Origin of the sequence: uncultured Marivirga sp. (assembly GCF_963974845.1) — a bacterium.
Taxonomy (GTDB): domain Bacteria; phylum Bacteroidota; class Bacteroidia; order Cytophagales; family Cyclobacteriaceae; genus Marivirga; species Marivirga harenae.
In genome coordinates this window covers 45,955-70,746 of record NZ_CAXBEQ010000001.1, presented here as the reverse complement: position 1 = coordinate 70,746, position 24,792 = coordinate 45,955, and the positions used below count along the sequence as shown (strand labels likewise).

The window sequence follows — 24,792 nt, the reverse complement described above, 5'->3', positions numbered from 1 at the left end:
CTATAATTTACCTTACATTACTTTTCAAAATAATTTTGGCAAATATGTTAGGGAACAATCTTTTCACTAGAACGCCAAATCTCTCAGCACCTCCAATTACAGCCTCCAATTTATTCTTTTCTACTGCTCTGATAATTCTTTTTGCACAATCATGGGCTGACATTCCATTTTCTTGAGCAGTGTCCATTTCCCCTGTTGGTTTGCCATCCGAACCTAAAGCATTAACTGACACATCCGTTTTGATAAAGCCAGGACAGATCATGGTCACTTTGATATTTGACTCATGAAGTTCAGTTCTTAAAGAATCAAAAAATCCATGTAATGCATGTTTCGCTGCTGCGTACGATGAGCGCCAAGGCGAACCAAATTTCCCAACCAAGCTGCTGGTTACTACAAAATGACCTGATTTTTGATTAACCATATGGGGAGCAACTGCTTTCGTAAGAGCAATTGTACCGAAATAATCAATTTCCATTATTTGCCTATCAACGGTTAAATCAGTCTCTAAAGCCATTCCTCTTTGACTAATGCCCCCATTGTTAAACAAAATATCGATTCTTCCAAAATGATCCAAAACTTCGGCTACTTTGGAATCAAAAGATTTCATATCAGCTAAATCCAGAGGCAGAATCATGATATTTTCAGGCTTAGAAGATTTCGCTTTTACTTCGTCCAAAACTTCCTTGCGTCTTGCTGAAATTACAACTTTTGCTCCCTTTGCTATTAGTTCATAAACTATCGCCTCACCTATTCCTGAACTAGCACCAGTTACCCAGGCAATTTTATCTTTTACTTTTGTCATTTTTTTCAATCTTCAAACTATGAAGCGAATTTACATTTAATCAGCTTCAATCCTTTGGAAAAAGCAAAAGAAATTAAACTAACTTATTAGTATTTTGTAAAAATTATAATACCTTCATGCCACTTAAGCAAAATTTTACATTGAAATGAAGTATATCATCTATTCTCTTGCCTCAATTATCATCATTTCATTTTCCTCTTGTGACGGAAATTCAGGAGAAAATGACCAAAAATCCGAAATTACCATTTCAATCGATTCCGCATTGGTGGATGCCAAAGGAGAAATCATTGATACAAAATTTGGAATTTACTCATTTGGCTTTGATGACAATAAGGACTTTATGTATAAGTTCAACACCAATAATAGACATGGTTTAGAAATTATTGACATGAATAAATTGGAATTAGTTGACTTTATTCCGTTTGAAGTTGAAGGACCAAATGGCACTACTAACAGAGTGAATGATGTCTATTTTATTTCAGAAGATAAAATTGCTTTAGTGGTTTATCAAGCTATTTTAATATTTAACCGGAAAGGCGAATTACAGGAAAAATATATTATCAGGGATGAAGAATTTGAAGGAGATTCGATTCCTAAAGAGTTCAGCATGGAGGCAAGCGGATTATTTGTTCCAGAAGAAAATATATCTTTTAACTTGGTTAATGAGGGGTACGGCTACGTACGAGGTTTTTCAAAAATTGACTTGCGCAAAAAAATTCGAAAAGTAGTTTTCATTAATGACTTAAAAAAGCTTTCTGACTATCACATTTCACTTACAATCGATGGAAGAATGATGATGTTAAGGACATATTTGTATACCAATTTCCAAGACGATAAATATATTTTATCCCATGATATGGAAAATGAACTTTATTACTATGATTTAAAATCAGACAGCATAATCCATAAAAAATATACTAGTCAATTAAGTGCCAATAAAAACCAGATTTTTGGGAAAGATGTCGATTCAAGAGAAGAAATAGGTAAAATTATGACGGCACGGAATAAAGCTATTCGATTCAAGAAGCTCGTTTACGATAAAAATAGAAATCAGTATTACCGCTTTTCATCATTTTCAACTACTCCCGACCAAGAGGATGAAAATTGGAATATCATCTTGACCATTTTTGATGAAAACCTAAATCAAATCAATGAAATAGAAAATATTGATTTAGATGAAGTTCCAGAAACTTATTTTGTAAAAAATGGCAAAATCTACATTTACAAAAACATGGAAGATGAGATGGGATTTAAGATCTTATCCATAAATGAAGATTAAACATTCAAATTCAGGTAACGAAAAGCTATAGTTCTGCTAATTTTAAATGATCCGGCCCTATTTCCACAACAATATATTTTTTGATAAAATCACCTTCAAGATTTTCTATTTTTAGAATTGACGTTTCGACATCATAAAAATAGAGACCTTCCTGCATGTAATGCGCATCAACGGGACTAAGTACCAAATATTCACATTTGTTGTTCGAATAAAAACGGTAAGTATCCCGAAACCAAGAGGGCGTTAAACGATCATCCCCACACGGATAAAATACCTGAATAGTTTCACCCCTCTCGGCTAATGACCAACACTTTTGCAAACTTATATTTTCTTTATCACCACAGGCAGATAAAGTCAAAACTAGTATTAAGAAAATAATAGGTACATTTTTCATTTTGCAAAAGACACATGACCTGCTTGTTTGGTTGAAATGTATATGTGATTTTCCCCTATTAGTGGTCAATACCGGGTGACAAAAGCATCAGGAAAACGGTCAGTAATTTTCGCTTTTAGCTTATCCGCCCTTTTCCTATTACTATAATCACCTAAAATGATAGCATAAACTTTAGCTTCATTCAATTCTTTGACTTCAACATAAATTTTAGCCCGATAAGACTTCTCAACATTTTCCGAAAGCTTCAGCATATTATCAAAACCTTGAAAGCTTCCGATTTGAACGCCATATCCTGAAGGTTCTTTTCGTTTTACTTTCATTTCGAAATATGATTCTCTATCAATTTGCTGATCTATCTGAACTGGTCTGTTACTATTTGTTCTTCCATCTCCTGCATCCACTACTTCAATTTGGACTTCAGTCAATCCTTGATTGATAAATTTCAATTGCTCTGCGGCCGCTCTAGATAAATCTATCACCCTCCCCGAAACAAAAGGACCTCTGTCATTAATTCTTACTTCAACAAATTCTTGATTCTCCAGATTGGTGACTTTGACTATGGTTCCAAATGGTAATGTTTTATGAGCTGCAGTCAAATTTTTATGTTTGTACTTTTCACCACTGGCAGTCTGTTTTCCTTCAAATTTATCTGCATAGTATGAAGCTGTCCCTTTTTGGATTTGAGCCAAAACAGACCCAAGCGTAAATAAAAACAACGCAAAAATAAATATTAGCTTTTTGAGCATTTTGAATTCTTTTTTTGTGTGCATGAATTTAATGTTTGTAAAACTATTTTCACAATAATATTTAAACGCTTATTTTGCCAAAGTTTAGATAAATAAAAATTTGATTTCAGAAAAAGGACTCTTACGCCTCACAATACTATTTGCTGTGCTCTGCTGGCTCTCATTGGTGCTTGCAGATTTATTTTTGCTATTTGCTGAAATCAATGGAGCTAATGCAGGAATCACGGAAGAAATTCCCCAATTATTGCTGTCCCTTTACATTCTATTCTTTTATTTCTTTTTCAAAATTAGAATTCAAAAGGCTGAAAGTATCAATTTTATTGATTTACTGTGGCATGTTTTCTCAACGGGGCTAATTGTTTCTCTCGTACAACTATCTGTAAGTTTATTTTTCTATTTATTGAGTGACAGCAAACTACTACAAAATCCGCTGACCGTAAATTTCTTCTACCACATTAATTTAGGAGCAGTTATCGTATTTTTGGTATCTACCTTTATTGTTTGGAAAAGGCTAATACTGTACCAAAAAAACAAAAGATTATTAATTATCTGGCAGGTATTCGAATATTCATTATTGGCCTCTTTACTTTACAGCTTCTTCCAAACTGGTTCTCAGCAGTGGTTATTCAATGGCTTATTGGGCATATTTATCTTTTATGGATTAGTATTATCATTCAATCTGAAATGGATAGCCTATCTCAACTTTAAGCAAAAGTGGAGAAGTATTTTGCTACTGGGCTTAGTTATATTATACCTATATTATTTCATCAATAATCTTTTCGGTTTTTCGCAGGAGTTCAATTTAATTATGGACTTACTGGACAACATTTTCATTTTGGTCATTGCAGGATTCATATTTATTTATGCGCTGATCTCCATTTTGGTTATACTTTTCAATCTTCCTACATCCTCGGTCTTTGAACAAAAAATTAGTGAAGTTTTAAATTTTCAGCGTTTAAGCCAATCTATTCAAAAGGGAGATAATGAAAATCAGGTTTATGAAGTACTATTGGAAAGTAGTAATAATGCAGTTTTCTCTACTAGTGCGTGGTTGGAAATTCATGAAAATGACGAGACCGCAAGAATCCTAAAGTCGAATATAACAGACTTAAAAATTACTCAAGTCCGAAAAAGCATTCAAGACAGTGGGATTTTCGTCTATTTGAATAAGCAAAAAGCCAATAATTTCAAAAAGGACTTAAATCTTGCTAAGCTCACATCAAACCTAAATGATCCTGATTATGGTTCAGTCTTAGTAATGCCGTTAATAATACAAGATCGTCAAATCGGACTTTTAGTAGTTTTAAAAGACGTCTCTGATGGCTTTAATAAAGAAATGGTGAATATCATCAACTCCTTTGTTAACCAAGCTTGTATTTCCATAGAAAACTTTGAGCTATTAACTGAAGCTTTAAAAAATGAACGCTATAGAGAAGAATTAAAAATTGCTTCTAAAGTTCAAAAAAGTCTTTTACCGCATTCATTAATTTCAGATACAGAGTTCGAAATGCATGCGTTTTATGAATCTGCTGATGAAGTTGGTGGTGATTATTACGATTTCTTTAAAACGGCCGACCACAAAACCGCTGTCATCATTGGTGATGTATCAGGAAAAGGAACTTCCGCTTCATTTAATATGTCGCAAATGAAAGGAGTTTTTCATAGTCTGGTGCAATTCGATTTAGATTCTAAAACTTTTTTCAGCAGAGCAAACCACGCCTTAAGCCACTGTTTAGAAAAAACTTCTTTTATAACAGCTGCCTATTATACTATTGACTCTCATGAAAAGAGCATTACATTTTCAAGAGCAGGGCACTGTCCCGGATTGTTTTATAATAGTAAGGAAGCGCGAGCTGAGTATTTTCATAACAATGGCATGGGGCTCGGCATTGTTCGCAATGATAGTTTTGAAAAATTTATTGACATCACCAAAATACATTACAATAGTGGTGACATTCTTTTTTTATATACTGATGGAATAATTGAGGCGAAAAATACTGTAGGTGAGGAGTTCGGATATGACAGGCTTAGTGCCTATTTAGAACAAAATAGCGAGAAAAGTCCTAAGGAAATTCAGGATGGTTTGATTAATTATTTATATGATTTTATTGGAACAGAAAATCTTGATGATGATTATACTGCTTTAATAATTAGATTTTTATAACATGGCAGTCAACTTACTGAAAACAAGCACGTAATAAGATTTGTATGATAAACATAACGACAGAAATAGAGAGAGAAGACCACATTCTGAAAATAGAAGGAGATGTGGACGCCAGTTCAAGCATTCACTTAGATGAAGCTTTGACAGTTCTGGCGAATAATAGTGCAGTAAAGTTCATTTTAGTTGACGGAACAAATTTAAATTATATTTCATCAGCGGGTTTGGGAGTTTTTATGTCATATATAGATGATTTTAAAAACAAAAATATTAAAATGGTGATATATGGTTTAAGTGAAAAAGTTTTGAATGTATTCCAAATATTAGGCTTAGATCAACTAATGATTATAGTGACCGACAAGCAGACAGCGAAGAAGAAGTTACATGAAGTTCAATCTTAAAGTATATTGTGAAAAAACGCGCCTTAAAGATATTCGGGAATTCATAACCGAAAAGCTAAAGGCTTATGTACATGATGATCTGGAAATCAATCAAATGGTATTGGCTGTGGATGAAATCTGTGCCAACTTAATTATTCATTCCAATTATTGTAATGCCAATGAAGCCATAAATTTGGAAGTATTTGTCGAAAAAGATGGGGTCACTTTTGAGATTTCAGATGAAGGCGAAAAGTTCGATATTAAAAAATACAAAGAACCCTCCATACAAGAAGTGGTCCAAACAAAGAAAAAAGGTGGAATCGGCTTAATGCTGGTTAGGCGAATTATGGATAAAGTGGAATTCAAAAATGAAGAAGAAAAGAACACTTGTATATTACACAAAAGATTTAAATCGCAGTAAATTTAAATGATTACCCTTTGTCGTTAGTATTTTTCAATACATCCATATCAGTAAAATTCAACCCCCCGCCTTACCTGCTGATAATCAGTATTTTAAATATTTTCTTAAATATAATTATCCCATAGCCTGTATTTATTATTTTACTGTCTGAATCGATTTGCATAAATTGCCATTCAAAATTCACTTAAGCCAAATGAGGAACATTAAAGGACTAATAATCCCAATTCTTTTTATATTCATCAGTTCTTGTAAAACAACCCAAAAAACTTCCAAATCTGACGTTGGAAAGCCCTTATTCACTGTAGATTCATTAGCCATCTTTCCCGATGAATTCACCTACGCTTATGAAAAAAGTAATAGAAATAAAGGTGAAGTGGAGCCTATTGAGGAATATCTTGATTTGTACATTAACTTTAAATTGAAAGTCACTGAAGCCAAAGCAGAAGGGCTAGATACAACTGAGGCCTACATAAATGAACTCAATGGTTACTTAGAAGAAATCAAAAAGCCTTATCTAACTACTGAAAAGGTAAACAAGGAATTAGTAAAAGAAGCATACACAAGGTTACAACAAGAAATCAATGCAAGCCACATTCTGATTATGGTGGATAAAGAAGCTAGTTCAGAGGACACAGCAAAAGCCTATCAGAAAATTAGCGAAATAAAAGAAAAATATGAAGCAGGAGAAAGTTTCGAGGCTTTAGCACGGAAGTACTCAGAAGACCCATCTGCTCAAAGTAATAATGGCCTTTTGGGTTGGTTTACTGCCTTCCAGATGGTATATCCCTTTGAATCTGCAGCTTTTGAAACGGCTGCTGGAGAACTATCTCCTATTATACGGACTCAATTTGGCTATCATATCGTCAAGGTAAACGATAAAAGGGAAACATTGGGTCGGATCAAAATTGCCCATATTATGAAACGATTTCCCCCTCAGGCTACAAAAGAGGATTCCGTAAATATAGAAAAGGAAATAAAAAAGTTACACAGGGAGTTGCAATCTGGTGGTAACTGGTTTAGCCTTGCAACAAAAGAGTCGGAAGATCTAAATACTAAAGATAAGGGAGGAAGCCTACCTTGGTTTGGAGCTGGAAATTTACCCGCATCTTTAGAAACAGTCGCTTTTGAACTGGAAGAAAAAGGAGATGTTTCACTTCCCGTAAAAAGTCCTTACGGATGGCATATTCTGAAATTAGAAGACAAGAGAGGCGTTGGGAGTTTGGAAAGTATGCACGAGAGCCTAAGCAGAAGAGTCCAACGTGACCAAAGATCAGATTTGAAAGAAGTTGAAGTTATTAAAAAATTGAAGCAAGAAAATAATTTTACTACAAATCCTGAAGCTTACAATTTATTGAAGGAAAAGGAAGATTTGAGGACAGAAAATTTCAAAAAGAAAGAATTAGAAACGAGACTTTTTTCGATATCAGGAAAAAAGTATTCCGTGAATGACTTCTTAGACAGCTTTGATTCATCTAAAGATCTGAAATCCGAACTAGAGCAATATGAAAAGTCCTCCGTTATTCAATACGAAGAAGATAATCTGGAAACTAAATATCCTGAATATCGACTGTTACGACAGGAATATAAAGACGGTTTATTGCTCTTTGAAATTATGAACCAGAAAATATGGAGTAAAATTGGACAAGACAGTTTAGCCCTGAAAACGTTTTATGAAAAAAATAAAGAGCTATACAAAAGCAATGAGATTGTTAAAGTTGCCAAAATTGTGTTTTCAGATACCTCCGCAATAAAGCCATTTAAAAACCCAATAAATGGGTCTTATTTTCCGTTAACACAGAAGTTGGAATATAGGATGAAGATGAATTTGAAAGATCAACTAGAGCAGGCGGACAGCGTTGACTATAAATATTATATAAGCTTACAAATACCTGAAAATTTAGGGGAAAGCGATTCTTTACAGCTATTTGAAGATTTAAATCAGACATTTGGCAATATGGAAGTGGTGAAACTTACCTATTCCGATGAAAATAAAATATATTTGCAGTTGCTTTCAGAAGCTAACGAGCTTTTGGCAGGGAACAATAAAAGTGTTGAAACAGCATCAATTGAAATAATTGATGTTAAGCAAGACTCAAAATGGAAAAATAAAACGCAAGGGGATTATATCAAGACTGTGACTCAGGAAGGGATGATAGAATTAAATTATGCTGTCGAGAGCATCCCTCCAAAGCAAAAATCTTTTGAGGAAGCTCGTGCGGAAGTAATGGAAGATTATCAAAAGCATCTTGAGGATGAGTGGATCAGGCAACTCAAAGAAAAATATGAGGTCTCCGTAAATGAGAGCGTCTTAAATAAAATAAAATCAGAAATTGAAAAATAATTTATCAATCATACTGTCACTTGGCTTCACTCTTTGCTTCATGGGTTGTGATTACATCAACCTAAAAAATTTCGAATCAGAAGAGGAAGGCAAAGAGGAAATCCAAGTTCCAGTGGCAAAAGTTGGGAACTCTACTCTTTATCAAAAAGATTTAAACGGAATCGTTGGAAATGAAATCAGCCCAAAAGACAGCGCCAATTTGGTGAACAGATATGTCAATTCATGGATTAAAAAGCAATTGCTCATATCAGAAGCTGCCGAAAAAATTAATTTCGATCAAGCTTCCATCGAGAGGAAAGTTTTAGATTACCGCTATGCGCTGATGGTTCATGAGTATAAAAAATATTATGTGGGAAATAATCTGGACACCCTTGTTAGCCAAGAGGAAATAGAGACGTATTACAATGATAATAAAGATAATTTTGAGCTAAAACAAAATATTATAAGAGGCTATTTTATAACGGTCACCAAAGACGCTCCTAAAATAAACCAACTCAAAATGTTAATTAATTCCGATAAGTCTGAAGACTTCAAGGAATTAAAATCATACTGTTTTAGATTTGCCGAAACCTACTTTTTAGAAGACTCCGTTTGGATAAATTTTGATGAGGCAATCAGAAACACTCCATTTGTAAGTGTAACCAATAAAGTTGACTTTTTGAAATCCAATAGATTTGTAGAAGATTCAAATGATGAGAATTTATACTTTTTACGAATAAAAGAATACAAAATATCCGATCAGATTTCACCATTGGAATTTGTACGAAATGATATTAAGCAAATTATTTTAAATAAAAGAAAGGTGGCTTTGGCCAACCAATTAGAAGAGGAAGTTTTTGAAAAAGCGAAGAGTTCAAACAAATATGAAATTTACAATCAGTAAAAATAAATCCATAGCACTTTTATTGGCATTTTTAGTTTTGCCATTATTATCTAAATCTCAATCCGAGGGAGAAGTGGTAGATAAAATTATAGCTAAAGTTGATAATTATATTATCCTAGAATCGGATTTATCCCTTGCCTATAAAGACTTCTTATCAAGGGGTGGCATGACTAGAAGCCCAGAAGCCAGGTGTGAGGTTTTGGAAAACCTTGTCATTAATAAATTAATGTTAGCCAAAGCTGAAATAGATTCTGTTACCGTATCAGAGGCACAAGTAGATGCACAAGTTCAAAACCGAATGAAAATGATGGTGCAGCAAATAGGTTCTGAAGAAAAGATAGAAGAGTATTATGGCAAAACACTAGAAGAATTTCAGGTGGAGATCAGAGGCGATGTAAGAGAGCAAATGATAATTGGCGAAATGCAACGTACTATTACTTCCGACATTGAAGTAACCCCAAGACAGGTGAAAACCTTCTTTGACAATATCCCAAGAGATAGCCTCCCTTTTTATTCAACACAAGTGCAAGTTGGACAGATAGTAAAAAAGCCTACCATGAGCAAAGAAGCTAAAGACAATATTAGAGCTAGGCTGAATGGATTGCGTGATAGGATTCTTGAAGGGGAGAATTTTGATGATATTGCAAGACTATACTCACAGGAACCAGGCGCAAAACAATCTGGTGGTAACATTGGTTTTTTTGAACGAGGGCAATTAGCACCTGAGTATGAAGCTACTGCCTTAAGGCTAAAGCCAGGGGAAATTTCAAAACCAGTTGAAACAGATTTTGGATTTCATATTATTGAGTTATTAGCAAGAAGGGGAAATGAGTTTAATACTCGTCATATTCTGATCTTACCAAAATTCACTAAGAATGATATGGACAGAACAATAAATTTCTTAGATAGTATTAGGACATTAATAATCAAAGATAGCATTACATTTGAAGCAGCTGCAGCTGAACATTCCGATGACATGAATACCTCTTCAAATGGAGGATATTTTATGGAAGGTGAAGCGGGAGGTACCAAAATTTCTGTAGATGAATTGGATCCTAATGTGTTCTTCACTATTGATACAATGGAGGTCGGAAGCATTACAAAACCAATTGAGTTCAGGCAGCAAGACCGGTCTGAAGCAGTAAGAATACTATACTATAAAGATAGAATAAGACCTCATAGAGCTGATATTAGAATTGATTATCAAAAAATTAAACAAGCTGCATTAAATAAAAAAAGAAGTGAAAAATTGGCAAAGTGGTTTGAGGAATCAAAAAGTGATGTATTCATTGTTTTGGACGATCATTACAAAGACTGCCAAATTCTTAACTAATCAATATGGAGAAATTTGAAAATGAAGTAGAAGCGGCAAATGCTTTACATGAAAAATTCGAAAATTTAAAAAAGGAAATTTCAAAAGTAATTGTTGGGCAAGATGATGTTATAAAATTAGTTATTAGTTCATTTTTCTGTCACGCTCATAGTCTTTTAGTAGGCGTTCCAGGATTGGCCAAAACTTTATTAATCAATACGGTAGCTTCTGCTATGAATTTGAAATTCAATAGGATTCAGTTTACTCCTGATTTAATGCCATCTGATATTATAGGAGCTGAAACTTTAGATAAGGATCGAAACTTTAAGTTTATTAAAGGCCCGATTTTCAATAATATAATTTTGGCAGATGAAATCAATAGAACACCTCCTAAAACACAAGCGGCACTATTGGAATCGATGCAAGAAAAAAATGTGACCGTTGCAGGTGAAACCTATGCGTTGCCAGATCCATTTTTCGTACTTGCAACACAAAATCCAATAGAGCAAGAAGGAACCTACCCTCTTCCTGAAGCTCAACTAGACCGTTTTATGTTTAATATCACTTTGGACTATCCTTCTTATGAAGATGAATTGGATATTGTAAGAAATACTGGACAAGAGCTTGAAGGGGTCAATGCAGTGATGACCTCAGAGGAGATCCTTTATTTTCAAAAATTAGTGGATAAAGTACCTGTTACTGATAATGTTATAGAATTTGCAGTTCAATTAGTTCATAGTTCAAGACCTAATACCAACAAAGCATTTAATATCACTAACGAATATTTGGAATGGGGAGCAGGACCTCGTGCATCTCAATTCTTGATTAAGGGAGCAAAATGCAATGCCTTGCTCAACGGAAAATACTCTCCAGATATTGAAGACGTGAAAGCAGTTGCAGTACCAGTTCTACGTCATCGTTTGGTAAAAAACTTTAAAGCAGATGCTGAGGGCATGAGCATTGAAAAGATTATTGAAGAGCTAATCAAGAAAGTAGAGGCAAATTAATCGGTACTACTAATTCTCTGTTACTTTGAACAAGCCAATTGCCAAGGCATTCACCACATTAATTGAAGAGTTTTGCCCAAACATCGGGATATGATAATGATATTGACAGAGATTTAATAGTCCCTCGGTTATGCCTTGCCTTTCGGAGCCGACAACCAACAATATTTTTTTGAAAGGGCCAACTGCGAGATTATAAATGGGCTTGCTCTTTTCCGTAATCTCAATTGCAATCGGTTGGTATCCAGCATTTTTATATAAATTAATTTCACTGTTTCCATCATTTACAAATTCATATTCTATGGTTTTGTAAGTATTTCTAGAAGCTCTTTTGACTTTAGTTGTCAAATCAATGGCATGTTTACCGACAAAATATATCTTTTCAACCCCAAAAGCCTCGGACAATCTCATAATCATCCCTGCATTTTCAGGAGTTCGGATATTTTCAGCCATAACTACGATTTGTAATTGATGTCTATCGTTTTGAATTCGTTCATGTTCTTTTTGAATCATTGGATACGATTGATATGAATGACAAAATAAAGGTTTTTCAAAATCAATTAGCTATAAAAGCAGACGATTTTCCATGATTTTACTTCACAAATGTCATAATGTCAGATAATATGAGTCTATTTCTTATTGGCACATCCATTGTTATGTATTGTGAAAAATGAATTTAGAATTAGAAAAATAAATAGATCATGGGAAAAATTATTGGAATTGACTTAGGTACTACCAACTCCTGTGTGGCGGTAATGGAGGGTAATGAGCCCGTTGTCATCCCCAACAGTGAGGGTAGAAGAACTACACCTTCAATTGTAGCATTTTTGGATGAAGGGAAAGGCGAACGAAAAGTAGGTGATCCTGCAAAACGTCAAGCTATTACAAACCCTGCCAACACAATAGCATCAGTGAAAAGATTTATGGGTAAGAAGTTTTCTGAAATTTCAGAAGAGAAAAAAATTGCTTCATACAAAGTTGAATCTGGAAATAATGATACAGTTAGAGTAAAAGTAGGAGACAGAAATTATACACCTCAAGAATTGTCTGCAATGATCCTTCAGAAAATGAAGTCCACTGCAGAAGATTACTTAGGACAAGAAGTGACAGAAGCTGTAATTACAGTGCCTGCTTACTTTAACGATGCAGAGCGTCAGGCTACGAAAGAAGCTGGACAAATTGCAGGATTGGAAGTAAAAAGAATTATTAACGAGCCAACTGCTGCGGCTTTGGCTTACGGATTAGACAAAAGAGATAAAGATCAAAACATAGCCGTTTACGATCTAGGTGGTGGTACTTTTGATATCTCTATATTAGAATTAGGTGATGGCGTTTTCGAAGTAAAATCAACTAATGGTGATGTACACTTAGGTGGTGATGACTTCGATCAGGTAATTATCAACTGGTTAGCAAACGAATTTAAGGAAGAGCAAGGTATCGATTTAAAGCAAGACCCAATGGCCTTGCAAAGATTGAAAGAAGCTGCCGAGAAAGCTAAAATTGAGTTATCAAGTTCTACTGAAACAGAGGTGAATTTGCCTTATATCATGCCAGTAGATGGCGTGCCAAAGCACTTGGTAAGAAAATTAAGCCGTTCAAAATTCGAGCAATTGGCTGACGACTTAGTGAAAAGATCAATGGCTCCTGTTAAGAAAGCTTTAGAAGATGCAGGTTTATCAAATTCTGAGATTGATGAAGTAATCTTGGTTGGAGGTTCAACCCGTATTCCAAGAATTCAGGAAGAAGTTGAAAAATTCTTTGGCAAAAAGCCTTCTAAAGGAGTAAACCCTGATGAGGTTGTAGCAATTGGTGCTGCGATTCAAGGTGGAGTATTAACTGGTGAGGTTAAAGACGTATTATTATTAGATGTAACTCCATTGTCATTGGGTATTGAAACCATGGGTGGAGTAATGACAAAGTTGATCGAATCAAATACAACGATTCCTTCTAAGAAGTCAGAAACATTTAGTACTGCTTCTGATAATCAGCCTTCAGTGGAAATCCATGTATTGCAGGGTGAAAGATCAATGGCAAAAGATAACCGTTCTATCGGTAGATTCCACTTAGATGGTATTCCGCCAGCACCAAGAGGTGTACCTCAAGTTGAAGTAACATTCGACATTGATGCTAACGGTATCTTGAATGTATCTGCTAAAGATAAAGGAACAGGAAAAGAACAGAAAATCAGAATCGAGGCTTCTTCAGGATTGTCCGAAGAGGAAATCGAGAAAATGAGAAAAGAGGCGGAAGCAAATGCTGAAACCGATAAAAAAGAGAAAGAGAAGATTGACAAAATCAATCAAGCTGACTCTTTAATATTCCAGACTGAGAAGCAAATGAAAGAATTTGGAGACAAGCTTTCAGAAGGCAACAAAACGGCCATCAATGATGCTTTAACCAAATTGAAAGAGGCACACAGCAGTCAAGATGTTGAAGCGATTGACAGCACAATGGAAGCATTGAACACTGCATGGCAAGCGGCTTCGCAGGAGATCTACCAAGCGCAACAAGCAGCCGGTGGTGCTGAAGGGCAGCCAGGCGGAGACGCTGGGCAACAAGCAGAAGGCGAAAGTGGCGATAGCGTAGATGACGTGGAATATGAAGAAGTAAATGATGATGATAATAAAGATTCTAAGTAAGAATCTCGAAATCATAAGTAATAGTGTGAGCCCCTTAGAGATATCTGAGGGGCTTTTTTTTGTCGAAGTAACCCATAACTAAATAAATACTCTTTCTTTTTTAGTTAAAATTTGTATTGAATTTTTATGTTTGCTAACATTAAATATATTTATACAAACAGATACAGCCCCCTTTATCTTATAAAATATGATAAGATTCACTAAAAATCAGTTAGCATTCCTTTTCACGATTTTTATATGCATTCTAAATTCATCCTGCCAAAACTCTTATCAAAAAACAGAAAACCAAAAGGCCAATTTTACCTTAGAAATACAAAATTCACTAAATTTCAATCTAGAAAACGATAAAACCGCCTACACAAGAGGAGTACAAGTATATACAAATCACAATCCTCAATATTTGCTATTCTTCCATTCTCACAGAAAATATACTTCCATCTATGATTTGAAATCGCAGGATTTACTGCATGAAATCCATTATGATTTTGAAGGGCCAAATGCAGTTCCAAAAAGTATAAACTATGCCCATATGCACAATTTTGATTCTATTTTCCTGTTTGATCCATTACCCCAACAAATTTATCTTGTAGATTCTGCTGGAAATAATATAGATAAATATGACATTAGCCTTGGTGACATGCATTTTATATTTGCGGACGGAGGCCATCCAGCATACTTTAATGAGGGAACACTATACCTTCCAACTTACCCCTCCCCTATGGAAAATGCTACCTCTTCAGATTATGGTATGATAGAATTTGATATTAATAGGAAAGCTTTTGGCACTCAATACAAATTATCTGAGAAATACGATGACGGCTTTTGGGACAAACATAGTTATAGACAAGCAATTCCTATTTTTAACGAGGTAAATAAAAATATCATCATGAGCTTCCCAAATGATGAATATATTTATGTTATAGATGCTCAAGGTAATAAGACACAGCACTTTGCCGGCTCATCGGAAATGAACACCTTAAAACCCTTAGCCAATGAGGTTTATAATGATGATGAAAGAACTTTTAGATTGCAGGCAAAACAGGGCTTTTATTCAGGCTTTAAATATGACAGATGGAGAAAGGTCTATTATCGCTTTGTTTACAATCCCACTGATAAATTTGCCGATAGAAGCACATTAGGTAAAAATGCTTCCATTATTATTCTGAATAATGAGTTTGAAGTAATTGGGGAAAGCCCTATTAATGCTAAAAAATATTCACTAGGGATTAACTTTATCAATGAGGATGGCTTATATTTTTTCAATAATCATAAATATGAAAAAGTAGATGACAGCCAATTTTCTTTTGATCTGTTTAAACTTAAAAATGCAACACCATGAAATAGTCATAAACCCTGCATACCAACCGAAATGAATATAACAGATCATTGAAGGTTAGATAGCTAGGCTTTTGAATTTTGACTATTCCATGTGACCTTTGAAAATAAACTTGTACACATGAAATTCTTAATTATCTTATTTAGCCTTATCATTTTTCAAACTGAGTACCCACATACCGCACAAAACAAGGACTTTATGGTAAAATATAAGTTTGAAAAAAAAGCTGACGGGAAAACTTATATGCTAGGGCACATTACATTTCAAAAAAATAATAAAAATGGAATTAATACCAATATGATTGTTGAAGGTCACAGAATTGGCACGGTCCCACAAATGGACGGCACTTTTGAATTAGAACTTCCGGATAAAAAAGGTCAGATTTTAGTGTGGAATTCTAAATATATAGGCAAATGGAGATTTGACTACGAGGTCAAATTAAGCAGAGATAAGGATTTTACAATTGGTGATAATTAGAAAAATTATCAAATAAAAACACTCAAAAGCCATTCATTACTAAAAATGAATGGCTTTTTTATGAAAAAAAATCTGCTTCTATCCTTTGGATTTAGCTTGAACGACTGTATCAACTTTCTTTCTAAAGTCTTCATCTTGTTGATAGGCCATCATGATTTGTTGGTATTTTTCTTGGCTAATATCATGTTTTTCCAATGCTGAAACCATTTTTGACTGCGTTTCTTGGTTATTAGCCATAATTTCCTGAGCTGCAGCATTAAAGGCTTTCATTTCTTCAGGGCTTGCCTCTTCATCAGATTGCCCCTGCTGGATAGCTACAATCTCATTAAATCTTTCTAATTCTAAATCATTTTCTTTGATGATTCCCATAGCCTCCTTCTCTGCTGCTTGTTGTACTTTAGTGACATCCAAGTTGGCTTCCACAAAGGTCTCAATCTCCTGATCACTAAAGTCTGTTGAAACTTCTTGTTGTGGCATTGGCATTTGTTGCTGTGCAAAAACGGCCGTAGCCAATACAGACAATATTACGGTTGCAAAAACTCTCATTTTCATTCTATTAGGGTTTTGTTTCTCTGACATGCGAAGGTACAGCGACCAAAACGATTGAAAAACCTATTGCCAGCTTGATTTACAAAATATCGGAAAGTTCTTTAAATACTGAAATAGAATGATAAAATACTGAAATCAATCACTCACTACAGCAAAAACTTTCTGGGTATCTTCACCTCCTAAATCATCTACTATTTTAAGCTCATTCCATCCCGAATTAAATTGAACAGCCATTTTGTGCTGTCGATCAGTTTCTCCCAGAAAAACTTCATTAAGGTACCAATAAACTTTTTTAACGGAAGTCGTGTGACCCACTTTACAAATGACCTTTTGCAATTTGCCATTAAAATCAACGGGGAGAAATAATTTAGCATCCATATTGGGATAGATTATCCTACTGCTATTTTCCGCTTTATATCTAGTGCATTCAGGATTATGCGGAGGTATTGCCTCAACAAAAGTCCCTTTTTTTCTTAGATAATAAGCAATATCTGCAGGATATTCCAATACTTTAGTTGGAACTGCACCTAATTGATCCCAACAGGCTGAACAAGTCTGCAAATCCAATTGACGATTTAAATATTTCGTCTGATGGTAGTCACAACTTTTCATTGATTTCATATTGTAAGGTGCATTAACAAGCTCCGTTTCCTTGCAATTCTGCGATGACCTAAATCCTGAAATAGCACAAATCTTAAGTTTTTGAAAGTCCATTTCATTGAACTCAAACCATTCATTTTGAGAGTCGGACGGAAGTGCTTCCAAAAGATCAAAAAGAATAGGGCCAGCAGAATTCGCCCCGCTTAAATTCTTATTACTTTCTCCATCGAAATTTCCCACCCAAACAGCTATGGTATAATCAGGATTTAAACCAACTGCCCAAGCATCTTTATGTCCATAGCTAGTTCCTGTTTTCCACGAGAACTCTCTAGAATTATCAAATTTCTGCCAAAAATATTCACTACCTGGTCGCTTTAAGTCTTTTAGCATATCGAGAGTCAAATAAGTACTGCCTGCGCTTATCAACTGGGCACTTTCCTGAGATTTCCCTACTTGCTCTTTTAAAATAATATTATCTGAGAATTTGCCCTCATTGGCCAGCCCCCTATAGAGTCTGACCATATCCCACACACTTACTTCTGCTCCTCCAAGTATTAATGGCAAACCGTATTCATCAGCGGACCGAAATAAGCTACTTACTCCGGCTTCTTTAAGAAAACTGTAGAACTGGAATAAACCATAGCCATTAAGCAAACGAACAGCAGGTATATTAAGGGATTTAACCAAAGCCTCTTTGGCCGTCACCACACCTTGGAAATCTTCATTCGCATTATTAGGTGAAAAGCCATCAAAATAAGTCGGAAGATCTCTGATAAAAGTTTCAGGGATAATCATTCCTTCATCCATGCCTAAGGCATATAGAAAAGGTTTTAGAACACTGCCGCTTGACCTATGCGCCAACACACCGTCCACTTGTCCTTTATTTGCATTATCATAAAAATCCGGGGAGCCTACATAAGCTTTGATTTCACCTGTTTTCGAATCTGAAATTGCGAAGGAGAGGCTAGTAATTCCATCCTCTTCATATAACTCTTTATATTTCTGAGCAATAAGGTTTGATCTCTTTTGTAGCTTCTCGTCTATTGTAGTGTGTAATATTTTTCGATCAGGGTACTGAGTCTTTAAAAACGAAGCCGAATGAGGGGCCGAACTTTTAAAGGGTATGAAATCATCAGGAACAGCTTCCAAAGTACTTAATTCATAAGTAAGCTTATCTATGCATTCCTTTTCATAAAGCTTTTTCAATAAAGAATTTCGCTTTTCTATCAACTTATTATTGATTTTTGAAGGATAAATTAGTCCAGGTGCATTTGGAAGTACAGCCAAGGTAGCAGCTTCACTCCAAGTGAGAGATTTAATTTGTTTACCGAAGAATTTGTGTGTTGCCGTCTGGTAACCAATTACATTACCACCATAGGGGGCGTGCTGCAAATACATTCTGAGAATTTCCTCTTTAGAATAGTGTAAATTCAGCTTTATCGCCTCGATGGCTTCCAGCGTTTTGTAAAAGAAATTCCTTTTGTTCTGATGTTTTAAGCGAACCACTTGCATGGTTAAAGTGCTCGCCCCGCTCACAATTCTAGCTGCTTTTATATTTTGATTGATTGCACGAAAAACTGCTCCGAAATCAATACCAAAATGTGAGTAGAAATCCTGGTCTTCATATAGAAGTACAGCTGTTTCAAGTTTTTGGGGTATAGCAGAGGTGTCAGGAGGCAAAAACCATTGTTCATTCTCATTAAGGAAAACATGTAAAAGACTACCACGATCTGATTTTACAACTGTGCTATAGTCAACTGAAAAATAAGGTCTTCTGAAAGGAACTAACAAAAAAATAATGGCAACAGAAAAGAATACGACCAATACCCATTGCCATTTCTTAATTTTAATCCATGCTTTCAACATAAACCTTTTTACTTGTATTTCTGGCTTTATAATCTGGGTTATACATTGCCTCTACTATGGTTGCCGGAAGTTGATATTCCCCTGCTGAAACTGCATTTAACTTCATTACGAAATCATATTCCGTATTCCCCACTAGATCAAAAAACCACATGGCTCTGTCATCTCTAATATCAACATAATCCTCTTTGTTAATATTCCATTTATTCATCCATTCAGGAGCCACTGATCCTTTTAATCGGGTATTATCAATTTGCCAACCGGAAGGTAAGATTTGAACTAATGCAATTTCAGAAGCTCTGCTAGCCGGACTAGTGTTTTTGACTCTGAACCTAGCATAAAAAGTTTGCCCTTGCTTAGTGCTTTCTGGATTAATAGTTCTTCCTTCATCATCGTAATACTCCACCTCTAATGAGAGATTTTTCTCTTCCTTAGGAGCTTCATCCTTTAGTGGGACACCTGTCCAGGAAAGGGCGGCATAAACTTTATCGACATTGGAATCATCGCTCAAACTAATGCTGAGGTTTTGACTGAAATTATTTTTTACTGGCATTCTAAACCTTCCATTTTCATTGAATTCTACTGTGCTGCCATCAGAAAGTTTAATTTCGCCTTTAATTACCTTTCCAGCACTCAAGTCGATATCTGCTTTATCAAAGTAATGTCCTAAGGCCAATAACATATAACCGGAACTCTGGGTGCTTAAATAGTCTTTCGAAGATAATCCTTTTGCTACCTGCTTGGCCATTAATTCTGCTGTTTCCATATCCTCCATCAAAGTGGCACAATATAAAATTATAGCATCATCACGATATTTAGACCCAAAATTATAAGAGAAGGCTTCATATTCCGTTGTTTCTGTGCTTGCCTCTGATAGTATATTTTCTTTAACGTTCTCTACACCTGAGAGATGATAAGCTGTGGCTAACATCCATCTTTCAGCATTATTCATTTTGGAAAGTTCATTCTCCATTAACAAATTCATCTCTGAGATTGGCCTTTTATCCGCCAAGCTGAGGATAAATACTCTGTTCACCCTAGTACTTAACTTCCCTCTCCTACGACTCGATTGTCTACTTAATCCATCAATGGCCCCCTCATACATAAAATCAGGGACTGAATATCCTAGATTCTTGGCTTCGATCAGGTAGTGCGTTGCATAATTGGTACCCCATTCTGAAGCTTTGCTGCTTCCCGGCCAATAGGAAAAACTACCATCACTAAGCAAGAATTGTTGTAAACGGTTTATACCTTCATTGATGTTCTCATCAATCTCACTGAACTCTTCCTTGTCAAAATAGCCCATTTTCTTCAGATATAATTGAGGGAAAACAGAAGATACTGTTTGTTCTATGCAGCCATAGGGATAACGGATCAACCATTTCAATCGATGCTCAAAATCCATATTAGGAAATATATTGATATCTAATGTAGCATAGTTAGTACCCTCAATACCTATTTTGGGAACTTTCATATCAATGCTTTTACCAACATTAACATCTACTGTATTCTTATCATAAACCCTTGTTGCAGAAGGTGTAATGGCAATATCAGTCTCGTTTTCAACTTTAATATTTCCTGAAACGCCCTCAATTCTAATTTTGGCTTGACCCACAGCTTCTTTTACTCTTACCTTAAATTTGATTTGCGTATCGTCTTGCTTGCTAAAGTCAACAGTTTTGGAGTCAGCACCAATTATTTCTAAAGGTCCCTCAATTTTCAAATCAAACTTAGCCGTTTTAACACTTTCATTTACCTTGAATAAAGCAACCGGAAGGGTGAACTCATCTCCTGGTTTTAAAATTCTAGGAATAGTCGGCTGCATGATTATATCGGATTTAACAGGAACAGTTTTTTCTGCACTTCCATAACTTCCATTTTGCGTTCCCACTACCATTACTCTTACGGCCCCATTATAATTAGGCATATGAAATTTGACTTTAGCCTTTCCGTTTGCATCGGTCATGAAAGGCCCTTTAAACATACTTACCGGCTTGAATCGCTTGGTATCATCGTCAAGATCCGTTTGAGATTCTCTGTAATCCATTTCCATGCCTCCTCCTATTGAAAAGGTTTGAAATACATCATTTTTATTAGCACTAATTATATGAGAAAACACATCGTAAGTATTTACCTGCAGCCCTATTTTTTTGTAGAATGAAATCCAGGGATTGGGAGTTCTAAATTGCGTTAAACTGAGCAATCCTTCATCTACTACAGCAATGGTAAACTGTGACTTTTTCCCATCAAGGGTATGAATATTCACCTCGAACTCTTCATTTGGCACAAGGTTTTGAGCCATATTTATATCATATCCAATCTTGGTATCGGGATCTTCGATCATTAGAGGGATAATTCCGAACATCCGGATCGGTCGGTCATTCTCAGTCTGCTCGTGCCGTTGAATCACGGATACAGTTGCATAGACATTAGGAACCATATTTTTCTTGATAGGAATATCGAGAATCAATTCATCTGACGACTCATCAGAAGGGTTTACCCAAAACCAATCTATCATGTCATCTCCTTGCTCTAAGGTAACCAAGACCCTTCCTGATTTAGGATTAGGTAATTTTATTTTGGCAGTTTCATAAGGTTCATATTTTTCTTTATCTGCCTTCAAAGCTAAATTGCCTTCATTTAAATCTCCGCCAGGAACACTCCCATATCGGTATGCACTAAAAAATGAAGAGCTAACATGTCCGTTTCCACCATCACTTACTTCTATCAAATACTCTCCGCTTTCTTGGGGACTAAAACTGATATAATCCATATTTTGCGAAGTAGTGATTTTCCCTTCTGTTTCCAGATAAGTCTGGCTGTCTTCCTTATATTTTAGCTGATAATTTCTTCTATTATTATATTGGTACCACCATCTGCTGTCGTTCCTGTAAATTTTGTATTGAAGGGATTTCCCACTCATTTTATTACCATTCTCATCTAATAAGACAACAGGGAATCTAACCTCCTCGCTTGTTTTATAATAATGATAACCGCTAGGGTCTTTTAATCCCACATAATTCGGATACCGATGGAGTTCAACAATATTATAATTTTCATTTGGCTGACCACCCGTTTCAAAAACCTTTGCCACCAACTTTGCTTTTAAAGCTGATGGGATAGTTCCTAATTCCGGAATCACCCAACTACTGCTGAGCATGCCCTCCTCATCTAATTGAGATTTTAAAACATTCTGGCTTAGCGGTTTAAACTCAACGTCCGCTCTGCTGAAATTGAAGTCTTTATACTTTGGGAAATTGATCTCCCAAGGAAGAATTTCGACACTAACTCCAGTCTTAAGATTAGAAGCTGGGGTTCCGAATAAATAACGAGATTCTATATCATAATCCAAGGTCTTATCTGTCCAGCTAAAAGTGCTTTTTTCAGGCTTAACCATCACTTTTAATTTCTCCGCAACCACTGTTTCAATCTTTAAGTTTTCACTAAATGACGAACCTCCAGCATTGATTCTTATGGTGTAATTGCCAGTAGGAGCATTAGCTTCCGTTTGAAAAGCAAAAACAAAAAGTCCATCTGTAGATCTAGGATTGGTAGCCTCATGAATAATTTTATACTCAGGATCACGAACAGTGATCGTTGCTTTATTACTTCTAGGGAATGTATTATTGGAATTTCTGACTATTGCACTAACATGAACGGAATCTCCCGGACGATAAACCCCTCTTTCCGTATATATAAATGCTTTAGTTCTATCTCTATTTGAATAACTACCTCCTACATCAAATCCTGATGTGCTCCACTGCATTTCATTCTTTTTCAGGGCAGTAATTTGATTGCTTTTTTCTGCTAACAAATAATAAAAATAGCTCCTGTTAGAATGGACATGCCCATCAGAGCCAGTAGTGAATGTATAATCTACGTTGCCATTATAATCCAATAACTTAATATCCACACCTGAAGCTGGCTCAGCAGTAACCAAATCAGTGGCAAAAATATCCAAGCCACTAGATGTACTTTTTACCGTGATCCCTAAATCACTTATAAACAAAGGTTTGTATATCTGACCTTTTTCCTGAATATGATTCAATTTATCTCCTTCAATTGGAATGCTCACATCGGAAGGAGTAAAATTAACTCGTACTAAAAACACACCATGCTGATAAGTTGAAAATAAATCGGATAAGTCAAATTCATTTAATACCCATTCATTCTTTTTATCCTTCAGTTCAATCGTTTGATTTTTTACAATGACACCCACAGTACTTGAATAATCATTATTAAAAGCTTTATTCCTAGTTTTTTCACTCTTGAGTTGTTCTGCTTTCAGGAACTGACCAATTTGATTTGTGTACAGCTTTTTAACTTCAAGATGAACACGTTGCAGATTTGAGGTATAAAACTGAATTTTACTTTGGTTTGATGAGGGTAAGATGATTCCATTTGATCCAAATTCAATCTGAGGCTGAATATTAGACAGGCTAATTTCTTCTGTCTTTATATTCTCTGTTTTGGTTCCCCACTTACTTCGAATCCCCTTTTCAATGGTAACAGAATAACTTTCACCAAACTTAAATTCTCCATCTAGGATTACTGCTTTCCCCAGTTTTTTAGGTGATATTTTCACATTAGGTGAGATGCTCACTAGACCTGTTATATCTTGATCCACATCCAAGTCATCAGAAAAAGTTAAGCGCAACCTTGGTTTTTTACCACTCTCATCTGCTGACAATTTTGTCATTTTCATTTGTGTTATCGGAGCTATATTGAAAACTTCCGAATAACCGTTTGAAATATTGAGGGTCTTTTTATCAATTTTAAAACTGAATTCCTGCTCTCTATCAGTTCTGTTTATTGCAGTTGAGGTAAATTTGAAATTCTTGTCATCTAATTTACTCCAGTTCAATTGGATATCACCTCCTTCAATCTCTGTAGCCATCTCTACAGCCTCTAGCGATGTCTTCTCAGTAAATGACAGACCACCGCTATACAACACTTTTTTAGGATTATTTCTGTCAACTAGATCTAAGTCCCCTGTGAAACTGCTGATTTCCCTGCCTAAGATCAATAAATTAAAACTTAAATTCTCTAGATTTTTCTCCTTAAAATTTGAGGAAAGCTTTTGCAAATCAAGCTGGCCTTCAATTTTCTCCCTCATGGGTAAATCCTCCTTTGGAATAAACTTTAGTACGTTAGTACTAACCCAGACAGCTTTCCCATCTAATGAGTGGCTGAAACTAAAAACATCCTCGGGGCTGCTATCAACTTCATTTTCCTCAATCACGGGATTGTTAAAAATCACCTGTATTTGATCATCAAAATGGACTTCACCATTTGTTACAAAACTCACCTCTTTCGCAATTTCTTCGGAAAATTGGATTTTGGGTACTTCTGTGCTGTTTTCAGTTTTTTTGCTACATGAAAACGATAATAAAGCAATAAGGAAACTGTAAGCGATTTGCTTGAAGGGGAGTGAAAAATTCATATGCTAAAATTGTTCTTTAAAAATTGACGCTTAAAACTAGGTAAAATGATTTAAACAAAAGAACATACAAATGGATTTATTTGGATTTGCTGCCAGCACTAAAAAGAGAGTCTTTAAAAATTTAATATTAGTATTCTTTTAGCAGCAACGCCCAATTGCTGC

At 35.3% G+C, this 24,792-nt stretch carries 18 protein-coding genes; 11 read left to right on the top strand and 7 right to left on the bottom strand.

The window, feature by feature from the left end; all coding sequences use genetic code 11:
- Window positions 1-7: 7 nt before the first annotated feature.
- Window positions 8-802, bottom strand: coding sequence for an SDR family oxidoreductase (locus AAC601_RS00275; RefSeq protein WP_303271785.1), 795 nt, complete (start codon window positions 800-802; stop codon window positions 8-10).
- A gap of 145 nt (window positions 803-947) precedes the next feature.
- Here AAC601_RS00275 and AAC601_RS00270 point away from each other — a divergent pair, with 145 nt between their 5' ends.
- Window positions 948-2,081, top strand: coding sequence for a DUF4221 family protein (locus tag AAC601_RS00270; protein WP_303271784.1), 1,134 nt, complete (start codon window positions 948-950; stop codon window positions 2,079-2,081).
- Between the two features lie 25 nt (window positions 2,082-2,106).
- On the opposite strand, the gene AAC601_RS00265 is transcribed toward AAC601_RS00270, so the two are convergent.
- Window positions 2,107-2,475 carry a hypothetical protein gene (locus tag AAC601_RS00265; RefSeq protein WP_303271783.1) on the bottom strand — a complete coding sequence of 123 codons (369 nt, stop codon included), beginning with the start codon at window positions 2,473-2,475 and terminating at the stop codon, window positions 2,107-2,109.
- Between the two features lie 65 nt (window positions 2,476-2,540).
- Window positions 2,541-3,245 (bottom strand): septal ring lytic transglycosylase RlpA family protein, encoded by a 705-nt coding sequence (locus tag AAC601_RS00260; RefSeq protein WP_340152166.1) that lies wholly within the window; start codon window positions 3,243-3,245, stop codon window positions 2,541-2,543.
- A gap of 76 nt (window positions 3,246-3,321) precedes the next feature.
- Between AAC601_RS00260 and AAC601_RS00255 the strand changes: the two genes are divergently transcribed.
- The 7 genes from AAC601_RS00255 (at window position 3,322) to AAC601_RS00225 (ending at window position 11,726) form a co-directional block, all read left to right on the top strand.
- A complete protein-coding gene (locus tag AAC601_RS00255; RefSeq protein WP_303271781.1) occupies window positions 3,322-5,385 on the top strand; it encodes a GAF domain-containing SpoIIE family protein phosphatase in 2,064 nt (687 codons plus the stop codon).
- A gap of 44 nt (window positions 5,386-5,429) precedes the next feature.
- Entirely contained in the window at window positions 5,430-5,783 is a 354-nt protein-coding gene (locus tag AAC601_RS00250) for an STAS domain-containing protein (RefSeq protein WP_303271780.1), read from the top strand.
- Entirely contained in the window at window positions 5,767-6,183 is a 417-nt protein-coding gene (locus AAC601_RS00245; RefSeq protein ID WP_303271779.1) for an ATP-binding protein, read from the top strand. Before AAC601_RS00250 ends, AAC601_RS00245 begins: the two co-directional genes overlap by 17 nt.
- 193 nt (window positions 6,184-6,376) lie before the next feature.
- A complete protein-coding gene (locus AAC601_RS00240; RefSeq protein WP_303271778.1) occupies window positions 6,377-8,524 on the top strand; it encodes a peptidylprolyl isomerase in 2,148 nt (715 codons plus the stop codon).
- Window positions 8,514-9,407 (top strand): peptidylprolyl isomerase, encoded by an 894-nt coding sequence (locus AAC601_RS00235; RefSeq protein WP_303271777.1) that lies wholly within the window; start codon window positions 8,514-8,516, stop codon window positions 9,405-9,407. Before AAC601_RS00240 ends, AAC601_RS00235 begins: the two co-directional genes overlap by 11 nt.
- Window positions 9,388-10,740, top strand: a complete 1,353-nt coding sequence (locus AAC601_RS00230; protein WP_303271776.1) for a peptidylprolyl isomerase — start codon at window positions 9,388-9,390, stop codon at window positions 10,738-10,740. The genes AAC601_RS00235 and AAC601_RS00230 overlap by 20 nt, the downstream gene beginning before the upstream one ends.
- Window positions 10,741-10,745: 5 nt before the next feature.
- Window positions 10,746-11,726 (top strand): MoxR family ATPase, encoded by a 981-nt coding sequence (locus AAC601_RS00225; RefSeq protein ID WP_303271775.1) that lies wholly within the window; start codon window positions 10,746-10,748, stop codon window positions 11,724-11,726.
- A 9-nt stretch (window positions 11,727-11,735) separates the two neighbouring features.
- Here AAC601_RS00225 and AAC601_RS00220 read toward each other — a convergent pair whose 3' ends face one another.
- On the bottom strand, window positions 11,736-12,236 hold the full coding sequence (locus AAC601_RS00220; RefSeq protein WP_340152165.1) for a TrmH family RNA methyltransferase: 501 nt from the start codon (window positions 12,234-12,236) through the stop codon (window positions 11,736-11,738).
- A gap of 188 nt (window positions 12,237-12,424) precedes the next feature.
- Here AAC601_RS00220 and dnaK point away from each other — a divergent pair, with 188 nt between their 5' ends.
- From dnaK to AAC601_RS00205, 3 genes are all read left to right on the top strand, one after another.
- Window positions 12,425-14,362: a molecular chaperone DnaK gene (gene dnaK / locus AAC601_RS00215; protein WP_303271773.1), complete on the top strand. Its 1,938-nt coding sequence runs from the start codon at window positions 12,425-12,427 to the stop codon at window positions 14,360-14,362.
- Between the two features lie 187 nt (window positions 14,363-14,549).
- Window positions 14,550-15,701 carry a DUF4221 family protein gene (locus AAC601_RS00210; protein WP_340152164.1) on the top strand — a complete coding sequence of 384 codons (1,152 nt, stop codon included), beginning with the start codon at window positions 14,550-14,552 and terminating at the stop codon, window positions 15,699-15,701.
- 117 nt (window positions 15,702-15,818) lie between these two features.
- Window positions 15,819-16,175, top strand: coding sequence for a hypothetical protein (locus AAC601_RS00205; RefSeq protein WP_340152163.1), 357 nt, complete (start codon window positions 15,819-15,821; stop codon window positions 16,173-16,175).
- Window positions 16,176-16,253: 78 nt separating this feature from the next.
- On the opposite strand, the gene AAC601_RS00200 is transcribed toward AAC601_RS00205, so the two are convergent.
- The 3 genes from AAC601_RS00200 to AAC601_RS00190 form a co-directional block, all read right to left on the bottom strand.
- Complete coding sequence (locus tag AAC601_RS00200; protein WP_340152162.1) at window positions 16,254-16,727, bottom strand: DUF4168 domain-containing protein; 474 nt, start codon at window positions 16,725-16,727, stop codon at window positions 16,254-16,256.
- Window positions 16,728-16,859: 132 nt separating this feature from the next.
- Window positions 16,860-19,190 carry a penicillin-binding protein 1C gene (pbpC, locus tag AAC601_RS00195; protein WP_340152161.1) on the bottom strand — a complete coding sequence of 777 codons (2,331 nt, stop codon included), beginning with the start codon at window positions 19,188-19,190 and terminating at the stop codon, window positions 16,860-16,862.
- On the bottom strand, window positions 19,171-24,630 hold the full coding sequence (locus tag AAC601_RS00190; protein ID WP_340152160.1) for an MG2 domain-containing protein: 5,460 nt from the start codon (window positions 24,628-24,630) through the stop codon (window positions 19,171-19,173). The genes pbpC and AAC601_RS00190 overlap by 20 nt, the downstream gene beginning before the upstream one ends.
- Between the last annotated feature and the right edge of the window lie 162 nt (window positions 24,631-24,792).

Coding starts and splice junctions, on each gene's coding strand:
- AAC601_RS00275 (WP_303271785.1), bottom strand. CDS start 802: ATGACAAAAGTAAAAGATAAAATTGCCTGGGTAACTGGTGCTAGTTCA.
- AAC601_RS00270 (WP_303271784.1), top strand. CDS start 948: ATGAAGTATATCATCTATTCTCTTGCCTCAATTATCATCATTTCATTT.
- AAC601_RS00265 (WP_303271783.1), bottom strand. CDS start 2,475: ATGAAAAATGTACCTATTATTTTCTTAATACTAGTTTTGACTTTATCT.
- AAC601_RS00260 (WP_340152166.1), bottom strand. CDS start 3,245: ATGCACACAAAAAAAGAATTCAAAATGCTCAAAAAGCTAATATTTATT.
- AAC601_RS00250 (WP_303271780.1), top strand. CDS start 5,430: ATGATAAACATAACGACAGAAATAGAGAGAGAAGACCACATTCTGAAA.
- AAC601_RS00245 (WP_303271779.1), top strand. CDS start 5,767: ATGAAGTTCAATCTTAAAGTATATTGTGAAAAAACGCGCCTTAAAGAT.
- AAC601_RS00240 (WP_303271778.1), top strand. CDS start 6,377: ATGAGGAACATTAAAGGACTAATAATCCCAATTCTTTTTATATTCATC.
- AAC601_RS00230 (WP_303271776.1), top strand. CDS start 9,388: ATGAAATTTACAATCAGTAAAAATAAATCCATAGCACTTTTATTGGCA.
- AAC601_RS00225 (WP_303271775.1), top strand. CDS start 10,746: ATGGAGAAATTTGAAAATGAAGTAGAAGCGGCAAATGCTTTACATGAA.
- AAC601_RS00220 (WP_340152165.1), bottom strand. CDS start 12,236: ATGATTCAAAAAGAACATGAACGAATTCAAAACGATAGACATCAATTA.
- dnaK (WP_303271773.1), top strand. CDS start 12,425: ATGGGAAAAATTATTGGAATTGACTTAGGTACTACCAACTCCTGTGTG.
- AAC601_RS00210 (WP_340152164.1), top strand. CDS start 14,550: ATGATAAGATTCACTAAAAATCAGTTAGCATTCCTTTTCACGATTTTT.
- AAC601_RS00205 (WP_340152163.1), top strand. CDS start 15,819: ATGAAATTCTTAATTATCTTATTTAGCCTTATCATTTTTCAAACTGAG.
- AAC601_RS00200 (WP_340152162.1), bottom strand. CDS start 16,727: ATGAAAATGAGAGTTTTTGCAACCGTAATATTGTCTGTATTGGCTACG.
- pbpC (WP_340152161.1), bottom strand. CDS start 19,190: ATGTTGAAAGCATGGATTAAAATTAAGAAATGGCAATGGGTATTGGTC.
- AAC601_RS00190 (WP_340152160.1), bottom strand. CDS start 24,630: ATGAATTTTTCACTCCCCTTCAAGCAAATCGCTTACAGTTTCCTTATT.